At 31.9% G+C, this 19576-nt stretch carries 14 protein-coding genes, 1 tRNA gene and 2 pseudogenes; 11 read left to right on the top strand and 6 right to left on the bottom strand.

Translation table 11 applies throughout. The features are described 5' to 3' along the window. Positions 1-15 precede the first annotated feature (15 nt). Complete coding sequence (gene folD / locus TERY_RS20070; RefSeq protein ID WP_011613508.1) at positions 16-879, bottom strand: bifunctional methylenetetrahydrofolate dehydrogenase/methenyltetrahydrofolate cyclohydrolase FolD; 864 nt, start codon at positions 877-879, stop codon at positions 16-18. A gap of 380 nt (positions 880-1259) precedes the next feature. Between folD and TERY_RS20065 the strand changes: the two genes are divergently transcribed. From TERY_RS20065 to TERY_RS20040, 6 genes are all read left to right on the top strand, one after another. Beyond that, positions 1260-1730, top strand: a complete 471-nt coding sequence (locus TERY_RS20065; protein WP_011613507.1) for a hypothetical protein — start codon at positions 1260-1262, stop codon at positions 1728-1730. Continuing rightward, positions 1723-2178: an NUDIX domain-containing protein gene (locus tag TERY_RS20060; RefSeq protein WP_011613506.1), complete on the top strand. Its 456-nt coding sequence runs from the start codon at positions 1723-1725 to the stop codon at positions 2176-2178. Before TERY_RS20065 ends, TERY_RS20060 begins: the two co-directional genes overlap by 8 nt. Positions 2179-2300: 122 nt before the next feature. Further along, positions 2301-3596, top strand: coding sequence for an adenylosuccinate lyase (purB, locus tag TERY_RS20055; protein ID WP_011613505.1), 1296 nt, complete (start codon positions 2301-2303; stop codon positions 3594-3596). A 1339-nt stretch (positions 3597-4935) separates the two neighbouring features. Beyond that, positions 4936-5283 (top strand): D-alanyl-D-alanine carboxypeptidase, encoded by a 348-nt coding sequence (locus TERY_RS20050; RefSeq protein ID WP_011613504.1) that lies wholly within the window; start codon positions 4936-4938, stop codon positions 5281-5283. A gap of 424 nt (positions 5284-5707) precedes the next feature. Beyond that, positions 5708-7171 (top strand): D-alanyl-D-alanine carboxypeptidase/D-alanyl-D-alanine endopeptidase, encoded by a 1464-nt coding sequence (dacB, locus tag TERY_RS20045; RefSeq protein ID WP_011613503.1) that lies wholly within the window; start codon positions 5708-5710, stop codon positions 7169-7171. 311 nt (positions 7172-7482) lie between these two features. After that, positions 7483-8088, top strand: a complete 606-nt coding sequence (locus TERY_RS20040; RefSeq protein ID WP_011613502.1) for a hypothetical protein — start codon at positions 7483-7485, stop codon at positions 8086-8088. A 435-nt stretch (positions 8089-8523) separates the two neighbouring features. Here TERY_RS20040 and TERY_RS20035 read toward each other — a convergent pair. Beyond that, positions 8524-8595, bottom strand: a tRNA-Cys gene (locus TERY_RS20035). A 252-nt stretch (positions 8596-8847) separates the two neighbouring features. Here TERY_RS20035 and TERY_RS20030 point away from each other — a divergent pair. From TERY_RS20030 to TERY_RS37510, 3 genes and pseudogenes are all read left to right on the top strand, one after another. Further along, a complete protein-coding gene (locus TERY_RS20030) occupies positions 8848-9096 on the top strand; it encodes a 3',5'-cyclic-nucleotide phosphodiesterase (protein ID WP_011613501.1) in 249 nt (82 codons plus the stop codon). A 406-nt stretch (positions 9097-9502) separates the two neighbouring features. Then, a pseudogene (locus TERY_RS20025) lies at positions 9503-9709 on the top strand (IS630 transposase-related protein); the annotation flags it as partial. Between the two features lie 47 nt (positions 9710-9756). Beyond that, positions 9757-10043 (top strand): annotated as a pseudogene (locus TERY_RS37510) (IS1 family transposase); the annotation flags it as partial. Positions 10044-10504: 461 nt separating this feature from the next. On the opposite strand, the gene TERY_RS33660 reads toward TERY_RS37510, so the two are convergent. Beyond that, positions 10505-10675 carry a hypothetical protein gene (locus TERY_RS33660; RefSeq protein WP_155994519.1) on the bottom strand — a complete coding sequence of 57 codons (171 nt, stop codon included), beginning with the start codon at positions 10673-10675 and terminating at the stop codon, positions 10505-10507. A gap of 351 nt (positions 10676-11026) precedes the next feature. Here TERY_RS33660 and TERY_RS20020 point away from each other — a divergent pair, with 351 nt between their 5' ends. Next, positions 11027-11644, top strand: a complete 618-nt coding sequence (locus tag TERY_RS20020) for a hypothetical protein (protein ID WP_011613499.1) — start codon at positions 11027-11029, stop codon at positions 11642-11644. 473 nt (positions 11645-12117) lie between these two features. Next, complete coding sequence (locus tag TERY_RS20015; RefSeq protein ID WP_011613498.1) at positions 12118-12969, top strand: alpha/beta fold hydrolase; 852 nt, start codon at positions 12118-12120, stop codon at positions 12967-12969. A 271-nt stretch (positions 12970-13240) separates the two neighbouring features. On the opposite strand, the gene TERY_RS20010 is transcribed toward TERY_RS20015, so the two are convergent. The 3 genes from TERY_RS20010 to TERY_RS20000 all read right to left on the bottom strand — a co-directional run bounded on the left by TERY_RS20010 (position 13241) and on the right by TERY_RS20000 (position 19395). Beyond that, on the bottom strand, positions 13241-14014 hold the full coding sequence (locus tag TERY_RS20010; protein ID WP_011613497.1) for an AhpC/TSA family protein: 774 nt from the start codon (positions 14012-14014) through the stop codon (positions 13241-13243). 249 nt (positions 14015-14263) lie between these two features. After that, a complete protein-coding gene (locus TERY_RS20005; protein WP_011613496.1) occupies positions 14264-15283 on the bottom strand; it encodes a daunorubicin resistance protein DrrA family ABC transporter ATP-binding protein in 1020 nt (339 codons plus the stop codon). A 3101-nt stretch (positions 15284-18384) separates the two neighbouring features. Further along, complete coding sequence (locus tag TERY_RS20000; RefSeq protein WP_011613495.1) at positions 18385-19395, bottom strand: sterol desaturase family protein; 1011 nt, start codon at positions 19393-19395, stop codon at positions 18385-18387. Between the last annotated feature and the right edge of the window lie 181 nt (positions 19396-19576).

Raw genomic sequence — 19576 nt, 5'->3', positions numbered from 1 at the left:
TTATTTCTTACTAAGTTATTCCACTAAAGTACTCCAACGTTCTACAGTATTTTGTAATAACATTGCTACGGTCATCGGGCCTATTCCACCAGGCACAGGTGTAATATATTCTGCAACTTGTGCCACAGAGTTAAATTGAACATCTCCTACTAACTGACTATTACCCGCTTCATCTATAACTCGGTTAATTCCTACGTCTATTACTACTGCTCCTGGTTTGACCATCTCAGCAGAAATCATCTTTGGTCTACCTACCGCAGTGATCAGAATATCTGCTTTTTTAGTAATGGCTTCCAAGTTCTTAGACCGGGAATGAGCAATAGTTACTGTACTATTAGCCTCAAGTAACATTAACGCCATTGGTTTGCCTACTAAAATACTTCGCCCTAATATAACTGCATGTTTTCCTTGTAATTCAATTTTATATTCTTGTAGCAAACGCATCACTCCTGCGGGAGTACAACTGCGTAAACCCTTTTCACCACGGAGCAGTTGTCCAAGATTCATGGGATGGAGTCCATCTACGTCTTTGCTAGGGTCAATTTGATAGAGTAATGAAGTAGAGTCTAAATGTTTTGGTAGGGGTAACTGTACAAGAATACCATCTACTTGTGGATCTTGGTTTAATTTTTGAATAACTTGGCCTAGTTGAGCTTGAGAAGTTTGGGTAGGAAAATGTTTTCCCAGGGAGGTAATACCTACTTGGGTACAAGCTTTTTCTTTGTTGCGGACATACACTCCACTGGCAGGGTTATCTCCGACCATTAATACTGCTAAACCAGGAGGACGGCCAATCTTGATTTGTAGAGATTGAACTTTTTGTTGGAGTTCTGCTTTGATTTTTTTGGCTAATGCTTTACCATCTAATTTATTTGTCATTGTTATTTTATGTTTGAGTTTTAAAACCAAGGGCAAATTTTATTTCAGTTCAGTACTAGCAGTTATCCTGTCTATACTAGAGGTTTTAATTTTAATATTTGACCTCACTTATATGGAATCTGCTGTATCTTATTAATAAGATAAATAATAATAGTATTATTATCAGTATATAAAAGTATATTTTGTAATTTTTTAAATATAGGACTTACCTATGGTCGCTCCCGGTTTGAAGATAAATATTTGTTTTTAATAATAGACATCTAAGAAAACAACTAGATTTTTGGGTTTGCGTGCATAGGTTATGTTACTAATTGTAATTGCTATAGTAATAATTAATTAGAAAATTATTATGTATGTAAATAGGGAAAAAAGTTTGAGGAATGAATTACATACAAATATTAATATCCCATAGATTTTTATCTAATGTTTTACTGTTTACTTCTTCTTTATTAAATCAATTTTTAGTTCAATTCAGAATGATTTTGATTATATTTTTGGTGAGTGGACTAATTGGTTGTAATCAAATTACAGAAACAGCTATTAAATTAAATCTTAATGTAAGTTGGATTGGGAAAATTCAAAGAAAGGGTAAAATTGATAATCAAGTTTATTTAAAAGGTGTTGTAGAGGGCCGTGCTCCATTCTTAGAAACAGGTGCTTATGAGTTAACAGATAGTACAGGTAGTATTTGGATACTTACTAGAGCAGAATTACCAAAGATAGGAGCAAAAATAACAATTAAAGGAAAAATACATTATCAAAGTATTGTGGTCCCCCAATTAGGAAATAAGGATGTTGGAGATTTTTATATAGAGGAGTTAGAACGAATAGAAGAAGAGAATTATGAATAATAATATACCTCATGTGGCGATCGCTATTCTTTACCGAGAAGAGAAATTTCTCCTACAATTACGAGACGATATTCCCGGTATTGCTCACCCTGGTCAATGGGCTTTTTTTGGCGGTCATATAGAACCGGGAGAAATACCACAGGTGGCTATAAAACGAGAATTAGTTGAAGAAATAGGTTATAAACCTGATATGATTTGGGAGTTTGGTGTTTACTATGATACGAATGTTGTTCGTCATGTATTTTATGCTCCTTTAACTGTGGAATTAAAAGATTTAGTTTTGGGAGAAGGTTGGGATATGGGGCTATTAACTCCCACTGAAATTAAAACAGGTAAAGCTTATTCTGAAAATGCTGGAATGGAGCGATCGCTTGGTGAATTTCATCAAAAAATTCTCTTAGATTTTATGAATACACAAGGTTATGTGGCCAAAAATCAGGAGTACTAAACACCTAAAACCTAAAACCTAGAACCTAACACTTAATACCTTGTAATAATCATTTTTTAAAATGATATAATACCTAGTCCTCAGTAGTACAATGTAACGGTTGTTTGAGTTACAGATAGAGTGTGATAGAGCGTTATACTTTACCCGAAATGGGTGAACTTTGGACTGATAATACCAAGCTAAAAACTTGGCTACAAGTGGAAATAGCTGTCTGTGAAGCTCAGGCAGAACTTGGTTATATACCTGCTGAGGCCGTAGCAGAAATTAAGGCCAAGGCTAATTTTGACCTAAAGCGGGTATTGGAAATTGAAGAGGAAGTCCGCCATGATATGATTGCCTTTTTAACAAATGTTAATGAATATGTTGGTGATGTCGGACGATATATTCACCTGGGTTTAACAAGTTCTGATGTTTTGGATACTGCCCTGGCATTACAAATGATAGGGAGTCTTGATCTGTTGTTGTCGTGTATAGAAGAATTAGGACAAGCAATTCGCTATCAAGCACAACAACATCGGAAAACTGTCATGGTTGGGCGCTCCCATGGTATTCATGCAGAACCAATGACGTTTGGTTTTAAATTAGCAGGATGGTTGGCAGAGGTTTGTCGTCATCGTCAGAGGTTAGTACAACTACGTCAGAATATTGCTGTGGGGAAAATTTCTGGGGCAGTGGGAACTTATGCAAATATTGATCCACGAGTTGAGGCGATCGCTTGTCAAAAATTGGAACTTGAACCGGATACAGCTTCTACTCAGGTAATTTCTCGCGATCGTCATGCTGAGTATATACAAACCCTCGCCTTGCTAACTGCTTCTATTGAGCGTTTTGCGGTGGAAATTCGAAACCTCCAACGCACAGATGTATTGGAGGTTGAGGAATATTTTTCTCAAGGTCAAAAAGGTTCTAGTGCCATGCCTCACAAACGTAACCCTATCCGTTCGGAAAGGTTAACAGGAATGGCAAGAATTGTGCGCAGTTATGCTGTTGCTGCTTTGGAAAATGTTGCCCTTTGGCACGAACGAGATATTTCTCATAGTTCAGTAGAAAGAGTTATTTTACCAGATGCTTGTATTTTGACTCATTTTATGCTTAAAGAAACTACTGAGTTAGTCAAGAAATTGTTAGTGTACCCAGAAAACATGAAACGAAATATGAATGTTTATGGAGGGGTAATTTTTAGCCAACGAGTGCTTTTAGCTTTAGTAGAAAAAGGCATGATCCGAGAAGATGCTTATAAAATTGTTCAGTCTTGTGCTCATAAAGCATGGAATCAACCAAATGGTAATTTTCAAGATTTAATTAGTCAAAATGAACAGATTAAAAGTCACTTATCTGAGGTAGAAATTACAGCTTGTTTTGACGCAAAACACCACTTAAAACATTTAGATGATGTCTATCAAAGATTAGGTATTTGAAGTAATATGTTTGACCATATTTCCTAAGCATTTAGCAGCCAGCTATCAGCTATCAGCTTCTGAGACATACAGCGCTTTCTGTTGTTATAAGGTACAGGTACGCGGGCAATATGCCCGCACTAAATTATTTTCTAAAGGCTTAATTGCTTCTTTTTGTTTTGCAATTTTAAAATTATACTCTTCCAAAATAGTACTGTTAAATCTATACTTTTTGTAATAATGTTTTTTGCTTATAATTTAGGGATTTTGTCAACTATCTTCCTAAGATGAATTATATTATCTGAGTTAGATACAATCATGATTACTATAAGCTTTATTTCTATTTAGATTAATTTTAGGAGATGAATTGGGATTTACACAAAACAAATATAAATTCTTAATTACCTTGAGAAATGCATTTTTATAGTGTTAAAGTAACTCCGTTTCCTAGACTCAAATTTAGGCTTTTTTATACTAGAATATGTTTTAGTAATTTAAGCAATAATTATATTATGTCCGATAGTATCATTAGTGTAAAATTAGGGTGCTCGTTTTTGGAACATTTCACTATCACTACTACATCATATTTATTTTGTTACCGTCAATATTTATAGGCTTTTACATAATATCTGAATCATTACGAATAGTTTATAAATTAATTCCTGATAGTTTAGTTATCAAAACTGCAACTATAACACAAAAAATATGATAGTTATTATGTGAGTTTTAGTATAAAATATAAGTCAGTCAATAGTTTAATTCCTACTAACAATATCAAACTATTGTAGGTATTGATGTATAGTGAAAATAGTTTTTAACTGCTAATACTGACGAGACTATTTTTGTTATTATTTTCTGTAGAATTGAATCATCATTTTCTATGAGTTTAAAAATGTTTAATTTGAGAATAAGTATAACCAAAAAATCAGCTATAATTTTCTGATAAGTAAATGCCTAACGAGAAAATCAGCTTTTTTTCTACTGGAAATCAATATAAGTAAAAATCTACATTTAACCAGAATATTCTTAATATATTAGAATTATTGTTATCAACCAGTTTTATAAATTCTCTTAATTTATAGATTATACAAATAGCTGAGTCTAAAAACTCTATTTTGTCTGAAAACCAGTGAAATAAATGTTATAAAAAGGGCAAAAAAAAGAATTATTTACTTAGGTAAAAACTCAATCATTAAATAATTAAATTATGCCGAACAATATTTTAATAATTATGAGCTAATTAGTATTAATTATTTTTATTTTTATTTTTACTTCCCCCTTACTTCTCTAATTATAAATTAAAAAATGCAGTAAAAGCTCAGAAAGCTTAGTACTATACTCTATTTTTAGTAGATAGCAAATGTTAAAAATTTTCCTTAAACAAATTACAATTACTTTCTTGATCATATTTATAAATTCATTAATAGCACTTAGCCAAGAAACGACTAGAAAAATTTGTCCGATAGAATTAAATAATGCTATTAATTCTATAATAAATCGCCCAATATTTAATCGCTCTCGGTGGGGAATTTTAGTGGAAACTTTATCTGGAAAAAGGAAAATTTATAGCCGAGATGCTGAATATTATTTCACCCCTGCCTCTACAGCTAAACTATTAACAACTGCAATTGAATCATCATTTTCTATGAGTTTAAAAATGTTTAATTTGAGAATAAGTATAACCAAAAAATCAGCTATAATTTTCTGATAAGTAAATGCCTAACGAGAAAATCAGCTTTTTTTCTACTGGAAATCAATATAAGTAAAAATCTACATTTAACCAGAATATTCTTAATATATTAGAATTATTGTTATCAACCAGTTTGATAAATTCTCTTAATTTATAGATTATACAAATAGCTGAGTCTAAAAACTCTATTTTGTCTGAAAACCAGTGAAATAAATGTTATAAAAATGGCAAAAAAAAAGAATTATTTACTTAGGTAAAAACTCAATTATTAAATAATTAAATTATGCCGAACAATATTTTAATAATTATGAGCTAATTAGTATTAATTATTTTTATTTTTATTTTTATTTTTACTTCCCCCTTACTTCCCTAATTATAAATTAAAAAATGCAGTAAAAACTCAGAAAGCTTAGTATTATACTCTATTTTTAGTAGATAGCAAATGTTAAAAATTTTCCTTAAACAAATTACAATTACTTTCTTGATCATATTTATAAATTCATTAATAGCACTTAGCCAAGAAACGACTAGAAAAATTTGTCCGATAGAATTAAATAATGCTATTAATTCTATAATAAATCGCCCAATATTTAATCGCTCTCGGTGGGGAATTTTAGTGGAAACTTTATCTGGAAAAAGGAAAATTTATAGCCGAGATGCTGAATATTATTTTACCCCTGCCTCTACAGCTAAACTATTAACAACTGCAGCAGTATTAAAAGAACTAAAACCTAATTTTAGAATTAGAACTTCTATTTATGGTGATGGGAAAGGTAATATATATATTGTGGGACGAGGAGATCCTAGTTTAGCAGAAACTCAATTAAAAAGTTTGGCTGAACAACTAAAAGAGGGGGGTATAGAAAATATTAATCAACTAATTTCTGATGATACTTATTTTCAAGGAATGGCAGTTAATTCTAATTGGGAATGGGAAGATGTCCAAGCTGGTTATGGGGCACCAATTAATAGTTTAATATTTAATCAAAATGCTATAGATTTAGTTTTATCGCCTCAAGGTAATGGTCAACCTTTAAAAGTTACTTTTGTTAATCCGGCGGAAAGTAAAAAATGGCAAATTGAAAATAATTCGGTGACTGTAGCGACAAATAAAAAAGAGTTTGTTGAAGTAGGGCGAGATTTTATTCAACCAATAATTCGTATATCTGGGCAACTCCGAATTGGCTCGGCATCGGAACCTGTTTATGTGGCAGTTGTGGAACCAGCCGATAATTTTTTAAATAATTTTCGTCGGGTTTTAGAGTTAGAAGGAATTAGTGTTTCTCGAATAGTTAAAAGTTCACAAATAACTTCTAATTTAAACTTGACTGAATTAGCTTTTGTCGAGTCTCCTACGGTGGGAGAACTAATAGAGGAAGTAAATAAAAAAAGTAATAATGTTTATGCAGAAGCTTTATTACGTCAACTAGGGGTTAGGAGTAAATTAGTTCCTAATAAAAAATCTGACTATCAGACTTTGGCAAAAAGTTTGGAGGAGGTAAAAGTAATTTTGACTAGGTTAGGAGTTACTCCCAATAGTTTTAGATTAAATGATGGTTCTGGTTTGTCTCGTCATAATTTAGTTAGTCCGGAGGCTTTGGTACAAACTCTCAGAATTATGGCTAATTCTCCCTGGGCTAATGCTTATAGAAATTCTTTACCTATTGCTGGTGTCAGTGGTACATTAAGTCGGCGTTTTATAAATAGTTTTGCTACCGGAAATATACAAGCAAAAACAGGAACAATTAGTGGGGTTTCTGGTTTGGCAGGATATGTGCAACCTATTAATTTTGAACCTTTAGTTTTTAGTGTTATTGTTAATCAATCTGATTTAGAAACTAAATATTTAAGAAATGCTATTGATGAAATTGTTTTGCTTTTTACTCAGTTAAAGTTTTGCAGTTAAAAGAAAAAAATAAATTAAATTTTAGTTGGAAACAAGTTAATAATTATGCTAATGCTATTATTAGTTAGTAATTGATATAAATAGGATGCTCTCTGACAATAGACAATGGGTACAAATACCAACTTTTCTGATTAAATATTTATAGTGTAGGTACCTTGCTCACCAAATGTCTACTTTATTGATCTGAACCTAATTAATGCCAATTATCAAAAACTTATAGAAAAAATTAAGTTGAGAATTTCTTTATGAAAAAAAATTTATCTTTAGTATAATTAATTTTTTTTCCTAGCAACAAATATTGAAAATCTTTAATGATCTTTGCTCCTATTATGTTACCGATTATTCCACCTCCGAAAGGATTTAAAATCTTCTACTCTTCTCACAGTGAGCTTCTATTAGTTTACCGTCCAAATGGCATGAGATATTTAATAATATTCTCAATGATACGCCTTTTAGCTTGGCTACTATTCTGTATTTTTATTGCTATATTGCTAATAACTTCATTTCTCCTGATTCAAGATTATTTAATTATTATTTTAACTTTTATATTTTTATTTATTCCTTTAGTGATGTATTTTTTTGTTGCTAAAATTGTTGATCAAGTCTATATAATCATATATTTTTTTCTAGCAAAAGCTAGATTTGACTTAAGACTTGACTACCTGGTTTTCAATGAAAAATTAGGTAATTTTAAAGAAAAAAAACACGAAATTAGACGCTCAAAAATTAAATATATACAACAAATTAAAACTAGCGGTTTTAAAAGAAATAGATTATCATCATGGGGTTTATTAATCAAAACTACCCATCAAGATTATCAACTCCTTGCTTATCAGTCTTATGACAATATTCAATGGTTAGGTAATATTATTGCTGCATGGGCTAAAGTTAGTTACCTACCATCATTAGAAAAGTAGTTATAACAGAAAAATAAACTTTTGCTACAAATATTTAGTCTACTATTTAAGATTTAGGATAAAGTACTAAGGAGTCAGAATAAATAGTTTAAATCTCATTATATTAGTTGAAAAATTTCTTTTTAATTCAAGGGAAATCTGATTAAATTTTCTTTTTAAATTTTCTTTTTGTACCCAGATTATTTGTAACATTCTTTTTTTCACGCTTAGTATTAGAAGCGAGTCATAAGTCCTCGGCTTTCAGCCCTCAGCTATCAGCTATCTTTAATAACTTATTACTTACAAAAGAGGGCTATCAATTATTATTTTTCTAGAAATATTAAAGCTGATTTTTTTCAACCTCTAAAAAGAGAAAAACCTAAAAACCTATAACCTTATTTATTGATTTTTTGCTCAATAGATTAATTAATATTGATAGGTTACAACTAAACTTAAAGGCGGCACCCAGATTCGAACTGGGGAATAAGGATTTTGCAGACCCTTGCCTTACCACTTGGCCATGCCGCCGTTCTTACTAAACTACTTTTTATCTTACACTATTCCAGAAAATATAGCAAGCCTCAAACTAAACGAGGTTTAAATTACTGATGGCCTTGTTTTTCAAGCAATATGGACAAATACTTGAAGCTATCAATAAAAGGTGTTTTATATCAGTGAGTTATAACCGTAGCTAGCAAGATTTTTATATTCTAGGGTTTGAGTTTAAAACGTACACCACATATTTTTTCAAACTGCTGTATCAAAATTTTCTAATTAATCATGATTTCTAAATCTCCTATCACTGTTACTCAAATGACTGACACCCATCTATTTACAGACCTAACTTTGGGAAAAACTTATGGAGTGTCTGGCCAAACCTCTTTCCTGAAGCTTTTAGAGAAACTGGGACAATTACAACCTCAACTAGATGCACTGCTATTGACCAGGGGCGTTGTCAAGGATGAAAGCCTCGGAGCATACCAATGTCTGGTTTCCTTAATTAGTCCCCTCAATATTCCTAATTACTAGATAGCAGGAAACCATGACTCTTTACCTATTATGGAAAAGGGCTTAAATTTTGCTGTTATTTCTTCCAAAAAATCTTTTGAAATGGGTGGGTGAGACTTTTGTGCCCTAGGGAAATGCAACATGAAAATGTGCTCATAATTCTACATTCACAAATATACTCGAATCACTCAATTACAGAAGGGGCAACATTTCCCACTACTTCCGGGAGTAGTTCTAAGATGACAGGAGATGGAGTAAGTTCAGTAATACCTGGTTGTGGAGTCACAAAATCACCCATTAGCGTAGTTAAACCGGGAGAAGCAAAATCTAGCTCTGTAACAATAAAATCATTTATAGTTGTTTTAATTAAGATTAAGAGAAAAATTGAGAAGAATAATTTTAAGTCAACTATAAATTATTTTTCACTATGCTTTACAGTTTAGACTTCATACAAAAAGTCATAAATTTTGTAGAAAATGGTAGTAAACTCACCGAAGTAGCTCATGTATTTGGGATAGGAATAGCTTCGATATGTAGATGGTTATCTCGCTCAAAATTGGAAGCAACTAAGGTAGAATGTCGTCGCAGAAAATTAGATTTGAAAGAATTAGAAAAAGATGTCAAACTAAATCCATAGTTTAAATTGGCAGACAGAGCTAAAAAATTTGGAGTTAATCATAAGGAATTTTAGAATGGGTTATTGGAAATCCTAGTGGAAAAACATTTTATCCTTTATGGGAACAAGTGAAAAAAGGGGAATGTTATTTTTAAGTTACAGATGGATGGAAAGTATATGCCAAGGCCTATTAATTATGGGGATAAAATTATCGGCAAAACCTATATGACCAGAGTAGAAGAAGAAAATACTAGACTTCGGCATTATCTTGCCAGATGACATCGAAGGACTTTTTGCTACTCAAAATAATTCCGAGAGGTTAAAGCATTCAATTCTCTTACTGGTTCAGTAAATATCAATTTTGGGATGTTTCAGTTACTTATAGATATTCATAGCGATCGCTATGGACTAAAATCATACCTTAATTCAGCAACGCTTTTTTTATGATAAAAGGTCTCCAGAGCTTAGTTACTAGTCAAGAGTCTTGATTATAGAAAGAAGGGAAAGGGAAGAAGGAAGAAGTAAGGATAAAGAAGGAAAGTAGATGTTCCTGGGACTTTGTTGAATGAAGGTAGCGATCGCAGCTAAGGCCCTGACTAGAATTTAGCTAGATTTTCACCCATGTAGCTTTTAGGCTTACCTATTCACAGGGCAGCAATCATGTTGATACGCTCTTGAGGTTTCCCTGTATAAAGTGAGTAGAATTGTTCTCCTTTTTGATCTATCCATTATCTTACTGTTTTGGCTATTCATACCCGACTCATTTATATAAACGATTAGCTAAGAATAAGTATAGGTGGGGACTTTTTCTAATCACGCTATACTAGGAATAGTTGGGAAAACTTTACTATCAAGCAAAATAATCAGTTGAGCTTGACCCGGACGACGCTTAATTGCCTCCAGGGTTTGGTCTGAATCTTCTTGTTGTTTGTTTGGAAGAAGCCAAAAATCGCTATTTAATAGACAAAAACAACTTATCATCATATCTGGGGTAAAAACTTTAACTCTACCAATATCACTGAAAGCTTCATAAACTAAATCTGCTATATCTTGTGCAGCAACAGCATATTAAGAGGGCAAAATAGGATGAAAAGACAAGGACCCTAAAGTTTTTGTTTCTCACATCTTAATTCGATTGCTATACAATAAAAAAGTTATAGTCATTTATACTTATTAAAAAAATATTAAATTCTTACTATTATTTATCAGAATAAGGTAAATAATTCTTTATGGGTTCATCTCCAGACCGAGCTAAAAACTGCGTTGTTCAATTTTTCATAGAGAAAAAAAACTACATAAGTATTTATTTAAACTACAAAAACTGGAGGTCCTAATATGAAATCAATACTAGTATGGGTAATTTCAGTACTACTAGTATTAACTTGCTTAGGCACGAATCCAACTATAGTCGCTGCCCAAGAACAGATATTCCTAATTGCAAATGATATTGAAGACGATGGTGATTGGGTTGTAAATTCAGAGAATCACTTCTTTCCTGATGGTGCAGAGGGCTGCAAAGCCACTGCTGGCTCAACAACACTGGGAATGGCTAATAGTTTTCCAGATTACGGAGGAAAAGCCTTTATTAATTTCGATTTTCCTTTAGTTCCTGGGGAATATGCTGTAACTATTGATGTCTGCAACTTCGATGGACCCAAGAACGACGACGGTGTATCAGCAGATCTTGCTCATGCTGATTACATTGGCCTGACTGTGGGAGGGAATAAAGATAATCCTGGCACATTGCTTACTACTGCTATTGAAACATCTAGTTCAAAGCCTCGCGTTGCATGGGGAGAAACAAAGCAATGGTCGTTTAAGTATACTTTTGCTGACAATGATCCAAACTTGGAGTCTAAGATTGGCTTTTTAATAGATGCGCCTGTGAAAGGTGAGTTCTTAAATATGAGTTTTGATAACCTCAAGATTATGATAGATCCTGCCGAAAGCTAAAAGTGTCGGTTGTTCATGGTAGTGGTGGTCTATCGTAATGATTTTGGTCAATACGAAGGGCAGTTGGAGTATCTTGCTCCCTTGCTAGGCATTGTTCTTATGAATTAATCATTACTATGCAGGAGTAACTTAAAAATTAACAGTTAAGTTTGAAAAGTGATCGCTATAACTTCCTTGAATATGGCGATTTTTGAGTTCACTTTGTACCTTTTTCTCTCCTTTCTCCTAAGTAGAAACCCAGGATTTCCTTTGTTTCTGGATCAGGAATAGGGGAGTAGGTACAGAGGTTTTATGCAACCTTCCCACAATTTGAAGAATAAAATTTATAGGACTTACGTAGTACAGCTATATGTATTGTCTTGTTGGTAATTTATTCATATAATTCTACTACAATTAGAGCTTTTGCGTAAGTCCTAATTTATATTGCGTATTTATATTATCAAGAAAAATTGTAATTCTCTTTAAGAAAGATCATGGTACAGTATGAATATATAGAATGTAAAAACCCAAACGGTCAACATCGGATAGCTTATACTCAATGGGGTAATCCTGAAAATAAAAGAGTATTAATTTGTGTTCATGGTTTTAGTCGTACAGGGAGAGATTTTGACTATTTAGCAGCTACCTTGCAGCAAAAATATCGAGTTATTTGCCCAGATATAGTAGGCAGAGGGAAAAGTGATTGGCTATTCAATTCATCTGATTATGGTCTACCTCTTTATATCTCAGATATGTTAACTTTAATTAATCAACTACATCTAAGTAATGTTGATTGGATAGGAACATCAATGGGAGGCTTAATTGGAATGTTTATTGCCTCTCAAAACAATTCTTTAATTAACAGATTGGTTATGAATGATGTTGGTCCAGAGATTTTTCCTGAAAACTTGAGACGTTGGGCAGGACAATATTTAAGTCAAGACAGATCTGATTTTGAAAATTTGACTCAAGTAACAGAATATGTGAAAAAATTTTATTCTGGTTATGGTGCTTTAACTGATTCAGAATGGGAACATATAGCTAAACATACTGTAAAAAAGACTTCCGAAGACAAATATCAATTACACTACGATTTTTCCATTATAGATATATTTAGATCTAATGTAGGTGAACCTAAGCCAATTGATTTTTGGCAAACTTGGTCATCAGTAAGTTGTCCGGTATTATTGTTACATGGTGAAGAATCTTATTTATTGTTACCAAAAACTATTGAGAAAATGCAATCTATTCATCCTCAAATAAATGTTAAGCATTTTCCTTGTGGTCATAACCCGCCTTTATTATCAAAAGAGCAAATAGGAACGATCGCTGACTGGCTGAATTAAGAAATTTTTACTAACGCTAGACCAGTATCGACTTTAACAGACACGACTTAGGTAGGAACTGGGTTGGTAACAAAATTTGCCATCGAATTGCGAAAAACAATAGTCATGGGAATAAACCCGGTTTTTTTGTTTGGTTGCGTATGCTCTGATAGAAATCCGCACTTATGTTGTAATATTTTATAAATCCGGGGTTTAGTCACCACAAAAGGGCGAAAATGGGATGAAAGGACAATATCCCTACACCTATTTTTTCCTAATGTTTTCCTATTCCCTATTCTCTATTTAAAACAAAAGATAGAGGGTTACTTTTATCTTCGGCAAAACCTAGAATGCCGCGATCGCAATGTTTGTACAACAAATTTCCCTGATGATCAAAGAGAAAAGTGGCGCCTCTTTGAGTTAAATAACTAGAATTAGGTATATAGGTTGACCAATTACTTAGGACTTCGGTCATGTTTCTTAACCTGAGTGTTGCTAGTTCAAAAGGACGTTGACAACCTTTTCCACCTGCAAGGTTAAAAAATGAACCCTTTAGGGGTGGTAAAGGTTTAGCATGAATTACTTCATGAGCATCAATTAGTTGAGGTGCTTTTTTATCCCCTAGATAACCTCTCAGTACTTCTCTTAAAGTGCCTGGACTACCAATGCCTGCACACATGATCATTAAATTGAGGAAAGCACTTTGACCTTTATTTAATAAGGGAAATTTCCAGGTTAATCCCTGATATAATTCTAATTCTTGATGTAATTTGGCATCTGGATCGACAAATAATGATTCAGTGGGAAATTTGGTATATTTACAAAATCTCTCACCAGAAGCGTAATTACCAATACCGATCGCCCGTAGTGTTATCCCCAATTCTTGCAATTTTGCTGATTCTCGTTGTAACCACCAAGCATATTCGAGATTATCAAAATCGCCCAATTGTGACCAGATTAAAACTAACAGACGATTAACATTTTCACAACCACTGAGAATAGGAACAGTCTGGCCATCACTAATTCTTAAACGTTGGCTTTGTTTTAGGATCTGATATATATTCATAGAATTTTTAGGTGTTAGGACATTAATCAAATTGAAATCCTTTACAATTATAAAAAGGATTAAGTATAAATATTTACTGAGTTGTTGACTCCTAAATTTTTTTCTGACTTTTGACTTTTAAGTTTTGACTTTTAGGTTAATCAGGAGTCAAATTCTCAGTGAAATATTAATTATAAATACTTGCTGAATTGTTGACTCCTAAATTTTTTTCTAAGTTTTGACTTTTAAGTTTTGACTGTTTACTTTTGACTAGCGCATGCTCTGTTTTTTCTCTGCTTTTAAGTCTCGACTATTAGAAGCAGCTAATTCTGCATCCATTAAGGTTTTTCCTGTTGCTGCTAAATAAACGTCATCTAGACTTGGTCGTGCTTGAGCAATACCAAAAATAGGTAAACCAGCTTCTTGTAATGATCGTTGAATTTTGATTAAAGCATCGCTCTGGGGTGTAACAACTAGGTTTAAAGAATTGCCCTGAGCAGCATTGATAATAACTTCTTGAACTATTGGCAGGGGAGCCAGTAATGTTTTAGCTCTTTCTGCTTCTTCAGCAGGAGAAAATTCTCTAATGCGCAAAGTGATGCGATCGCCTCCTACTCGATCTTTAAGTTCCGAAGGAGTACCAGTTGCAATAACCACCCCTTTATCAATAATAGCTACCCGGTCTGCTAAAGCATCCACTTCTTCAAGATAGTGACTAGTGATCAAAACTGTTGTGCCTGAGTCGCGTAACTGACGCAAAAAATCCCATACGGCTACCCTACTGTCAATATCTAAACCGACTGTAGGTTCATCTAAAACTAAGACATCTGGTTGATGTAACAAACCTGCTGCTAGGTCAAGACGTTTACGGATACCACCAGAGTAAGTACCAGTTTTTTTATCTGCCCAGTCTTTTATCTCAAGAAGACTAATCACTTTGTCGATTCTTTCTTTGGCCAGTTTGCTAGGGATATGATATATTGCTCCTTGAAGTTCCAGTAGTTCTCGACCTGTTAATACTTTGTCTAATGCTACTTCTTGGGCAACATACCCAAGGCGTTGTCTGGCTATTCTTGGTTGGTCAACCACCGAAATACCTGATACTTCTAAGCGTCCAGCATCTGGTGTAATTAGTGTACATAGAGCGCGTAGAGTAGTTGTTTTGCCAGCACCATTGGGGCCAAGTAAACCAAATATTTCTCCAGATTCTATCTTAAAGGAAACGTCTTTAACTGCTACGGATGAACCATAACTTTTTTGAAGATTTTCTATTAAAACTGCTGGTGTCATAGTTATTAGTATATTCAGAGTTTTCTATAATTATTGTAATTGTTTATTATTGATTTTACCAAAAATAAAATTTCATGTTAACTCTCATTAATTAGCCATAATAAAAATACTTTTCTCACTTTAATTGATCCGATATTCTCAATTGCCTAATTTTTTTTCATGTTCAAAGACAGAGATATGATATCAATACTCCCCTCGGATAGGAAATGAAAAAAATATTCGAGTCTTTCAAGCTTCCTTATTACAGGATGTACTGATTACTTCACAAGCTGATTTGCACCTCAAAACCAAAAGTTATTTTAGTTATCACCTTATCAGTTATTAAATTGATAATAGCCATAATTCAATTATACCAGAAATATCAATTTTTTCTATTTAAATTGATTCTAAAAGAGTCAATAAATAGTAGTAATTAGTTCGTTCATCATGACAATCAAGCTGTAATGAAACAAGTTTTGTAGCTATATAGCTTTACCTACATAAATGCCACATCTTGGCTGTAAAAAAATGTTAAAATAGAATAATTAGCAGCTTATTTTTATTTGTATATTAAAGATGAAATTACTCTTATTTCCAAACTAACATTTTTAATATTATTTTTTCTGCTTTTTCCCTTGTTTTGGTTTATGATTATCAGAGGCATCCTATAAAAAAAATGTGGTTAATTAAAAGATATTTTTTTTTCTGATTTTACATAAATATATCCTCACAATTATCATGTTATTGAATGATTTAATTTCCTAGTAATCCATGAAAAAAAGTTTAGCTAATAATCAAAAAAATTAACTAATTATTTGTTTGATTAATAATTTAAAATTTACAAAAAAATAGTATTAATTCATAATAATTGATATTAAAGCCTTAGAGGGTATCTGTAAAAAAAATTCACGGGGTAACAAGCTAGCTAAAAAACCATATATAGAATGTTTTAGCCTTCAGGGACTGAAAAATATTTCAACAAAAAGAAACCCTTATTGAGAAATTTTGAAGTGTAGTGTGTTCAAAGAGCGAACCCAATACAATCTCCTAGTCAAGGTGAATCATTATTCTAGTTAAGAGAATAATATTATGAAAAAAACTAACTTTTAAATTTATCTTTAATCAAAAATTATGGTCTAATTAACCACTGTATTTATCGCTTTTATTCCCCTGCAATAATATATAAATCTATGAGGATTAAGCCTCATTAAATTTTCTACTAATCAAAAAAAAATTATTATTTATTTCTCAATAAGTACAAGATAATCCTACAAAAAAGCTACTATTTTTTTATTTCATTTATGTCTTTCTGTATTAGTTATTGATATATATTTTGAACCTCTTTTTTTTATTTTTTAGTATAAAAAATAACTAATTCTGCCTGAAATAGCTATTAATAAAATTAAATTATCCAGTCTCGTTTAATTATATTAGCTCCTTCTAGATTATAACCAACGCTTTTATAATCTTTAAACATTGCTTCTATTCCCATTCTCTGGTTGTAGATTTTTTTTAACTTTGACTACGGATAATAAATTCGTCAAAATATACCATTTTTTTTTGCAACATATTTTTGACAATATTTCTGTTTTTTATAATTGAGTAAATTATATATTCCCTATTACATATTGGTAATCTTTTAATTGAATAATAATTTAGCTTCACCGATATTGACTTTTAACTCTGATAGTGGCTCATATTTTATCCTAATCATAGTTTATTTTTTTATCTCAAATTTTATCCTAATGATAGTTTATTTTTTTTATCTCAAAACAAAACATATATCTTGTTTTTAATATTTTTTCAACTAATGGGATAAGAAAATACTACGGAATTCTCTATCTATGGTTAGAATTATTTAATATGCTTTCAATTATTTTAACACAGGAAAAATTACTATTTTTTTTCTATTAAATTACTATAGGTAAAGCCATCTTTTTGGAAGCTACAGTAATCATTAAAAGATTAAGATATTAACAGTAAATACGGTCTCAAATTAATACTATATCTGAAGTGAATTGGAATAAATTTTACTCATATTTTTAACTACAGGAAACCAGAATAAAGCTATGCTAAAGTCATTTACAAGCACAAAATATTTGTACCTTTTTTTCCTTACCTTATAATTTTATTGGTAGGAGAAAATAACTGCTTAATTTTAATATTTGTACAGTTTTATGTACTGAGAATCACGTATAATAATATTTGTAATGTTACTATTTGGGATAGACTAAATTTTTGCTTAACATGGTTTTGATAAAAGCCTAATAAATTCACTTTTATTAATTTTTATTTGTAATTACCAACCCTTTTTAATCATATTTTTAACTATTTCAAAAAACTTTTGAAATGAATAAATAATCAATAAAAAAAAATTTGTGAAACTCAGCGATCGCTTTGATATCCTTTTCTAATTTCTGAGGATCGCTAACATTCATCCTAATATTATACTCAACAATTCTGGGCCTGGGAGTTATCTTGGCAATACTATCTCTTGAAACTTGCTTTTGAGCATTTGGAATGCTGTATTCTAAGTCCCAGAAAAACCAGATGCTGAAACTTCATTTTGACCTACTTTTTCTAGGAATCTCGGCTTATTTAGGGGAACAAATAAATGAGACTTTCTATTGAAACTCAAGATAAAGTTTTTTCACCTTACCTATATCTTAAACAATTTAGGACAACAATCATATCATTGTATTTAACTTTTAATCAAACCCTAGATTCTCTGGAAAAAGTAGTCCTGATCGCGTAATAGTTTTTTATCAAAATAAAGTAATAAAGTTAGGTTTGTCAAGATGAATTTTCCTAAGTGAAAGTTGACCAAAATTATTAAATATGGACATGCCCAAAGTATAGTCAACCTCCTTTCTCTGATCCTCATTATGGGCGAAAATTTGTAGAAAATCTTAGGCGACAACCTATCAATGAAGCAACAAAAATATCAATGAAGCAACAAAAATAATGATAGATAAAATCTTGCCAGAATGATTCCCATCATCAGGGATACGCTCTTCATAACTGGTTATTTCAGGAAGATGGTTTTGATAGTTTTTGTGTTATACCATCTCCCCTTAATTAATTATAATAATAACTTATCTTTTATTTCTCATCATCTTTCCTTAATTAGCCTTCGCACTAGCTACTTTACCTAGGGATTTTGACACCAGTTTATAGGCTTGTAAAAAAGGTACATAATAGAGTTGCCAAATATTCTGGTAATCACTTTCTCCAAGTCCTACAGTTAACTCTTCGCGGACTTTAGGAACGTGAATTGTACCAAACATATAGTCCCAAAATGAGAATATTAAGCCAAAGTTTTTGTCATAATATTCTACTTTTTCGCTATGATGAATATGGTGCATAGCTGGGCTCTGGAAGATATGACTTAAGTGCCAACCAAAAGAAACCCAAATATGAGAGTGTCGTAGATGAATAATAAACCTAAACAAAAAGCTTGATATCAGTAAACCAGCAATTGTAATAGCTTTGACTTCTTGGTTAACAAAGTAACCGAATATTCCCATATAAATTCCCAGAAAAAATATTTTCATGGTTTGCTTTAATCCTATATCAATTGGATGATATCTAAAGCCTGTAATAGGATTCAATCCCTCTGCTAAATGATGAGCTTTATGGAACTCCCAAAGTACTGGAATTTTGTGTAGAAGATAATGAGCCAAAAAAACACCAAAATCTATTACTAAAACTGCAAAAGTTGTATAAACAATTTTGAGAGCAAGAGTCATTTCTACTTGGATTTCAGTCTTTCCAAATAACCCACATAAAAACTGATTTACGAAATCGGAAGTAATTTGTGATAGGGTAAAAAAACCAGTCAGGCTAACAATTATTGCCAATACACCGTTAATCAGGTAGCACTGATAGTCTAAAATTGCTGATTGTTTAGTATATAGAGATTTGGGAAAGCAATATGCTAATGCTTTTCTCAAGCCAAAACCATTTGATTTTGACTCACGGACATAATAAACCCCCAAAATAAATACAATAAATACTATTGTATAGACAAAATACAACTTATGATGAGGGTTAAATACTGGAAAAGCTACCATAAATAATGATTTTAATACTTCAGGCAGCTGTTGAATAAATTGTTGGATGGAATTAAGCATATCAAACTCCTGAGATTTTTATTTTAATTTTCAGGTTAGCAATAAATATATACCCATTTTGTAATCACATTGACCTAAATATTCGGATACGGGGTAATTGTCTATATTTTTTTAGATTTTAACAATTTAAATTACCTATTCTCACAAATACTAATAACAGTTCAAGTTTTGTAGAGTTAGG

It is taken from the genome of Trichodesmium erythraeum IMS101, assembly GCF_000014265.1.
Lineage (GTDB): Bacteria > Cyanobacteriota > Cyanobacteriia > Cyanobacteriales > Microcoleaceae > Trichodesmium > Trichodesmium erythraeum.
Note: the sequence above shows the minus strand (reverse complement) of the source record. Positions and strands in the feature narration are given on the sequence as shown.

Coding starts and splice junctions, on each gene's coding strand:
- TERY_RS20050 (WP_011613504.1), top strand. CDS start 4,936: ATGTTAAAAATTTTCCTTAAACAAATTACAATTACTTTCTTGATCATA.
- TERY_RS20015 (WP_011613498.1), top strand. CDS start 12,118: ATGGTACAGTATGAATATATAGAATGTAAAAACCCAAACGGTCAACAT.
- TERY_RS20040 (WP_011613502.1), top strand. CDS start 7,483: ATGATCTTTGCTCCTATTATGTTACCGATTATTCCACCTCCGAAAGGA.
- TERY_RS20010 (WP_011613497.1), bottom strand. CDS start 14,014: ATGAATATATATCAGATCCTAAAACAAAGCCAACGTTTAAGAATTAGT.
- TERY_RS20060 (WP_011613506.1), top strand. CDS start 1,723: ATGAATAATAATATACCTCATGTGGCGATCGCTATTCTTTACCGAGAA.
- TERY_RS20000 (WP_011613495.1), bottom strand. CDS start 19,395: ATGCTTAATTCCATCCAACAATTTATTCAACAGCTGCCTGAAGTATTA.
- TERY_RS20020 (WP_011613499.1), top strand. CDS start 11,027: ATGAAATCAATACTAGTATGGGTAATTTCAGTACTACTAGTATTAACT.
- TERY_RS20030 (WP_011613501.1), top strand. CDS start 8,848: ATGATTTCTAAATCTCCTATCACTGTTACTCAAATGACTGACACCCAT.
- folD (WP_011613508.1), bottom strand. CDS start 879: ATGACAAATAAATTAGATGGTAAAGCATTAGCCAAAAAAATCAAAGCA.
- TERY_RS20065 (WP_011613507.1), top strand. CDS start 1,260: ATGAATTACATACAAATATTAATATCCCATAGATTTTTATCTAATGTT.
- TERY_RS33660 (WP_155994519.1), bottom strand. CDS start 10,675: ATGATGATAAGTTGTTTTTGTCTATTAAATAGCGATTTTTGGCTTCTT.
- TERY_RS20005 (WP_011613496.1), bottom strand. CDS start 15,283: ATGACACCAGCAGTTTTAATAGAAAATCTTCAAAAAAGTTATGGTTCA.
- dacB (WP_011613503.1), top strand. CDS start 5,708: ATGTTAAAAATTTTCCTTAAACAAATTACAATTACTTTCTTGATCATA.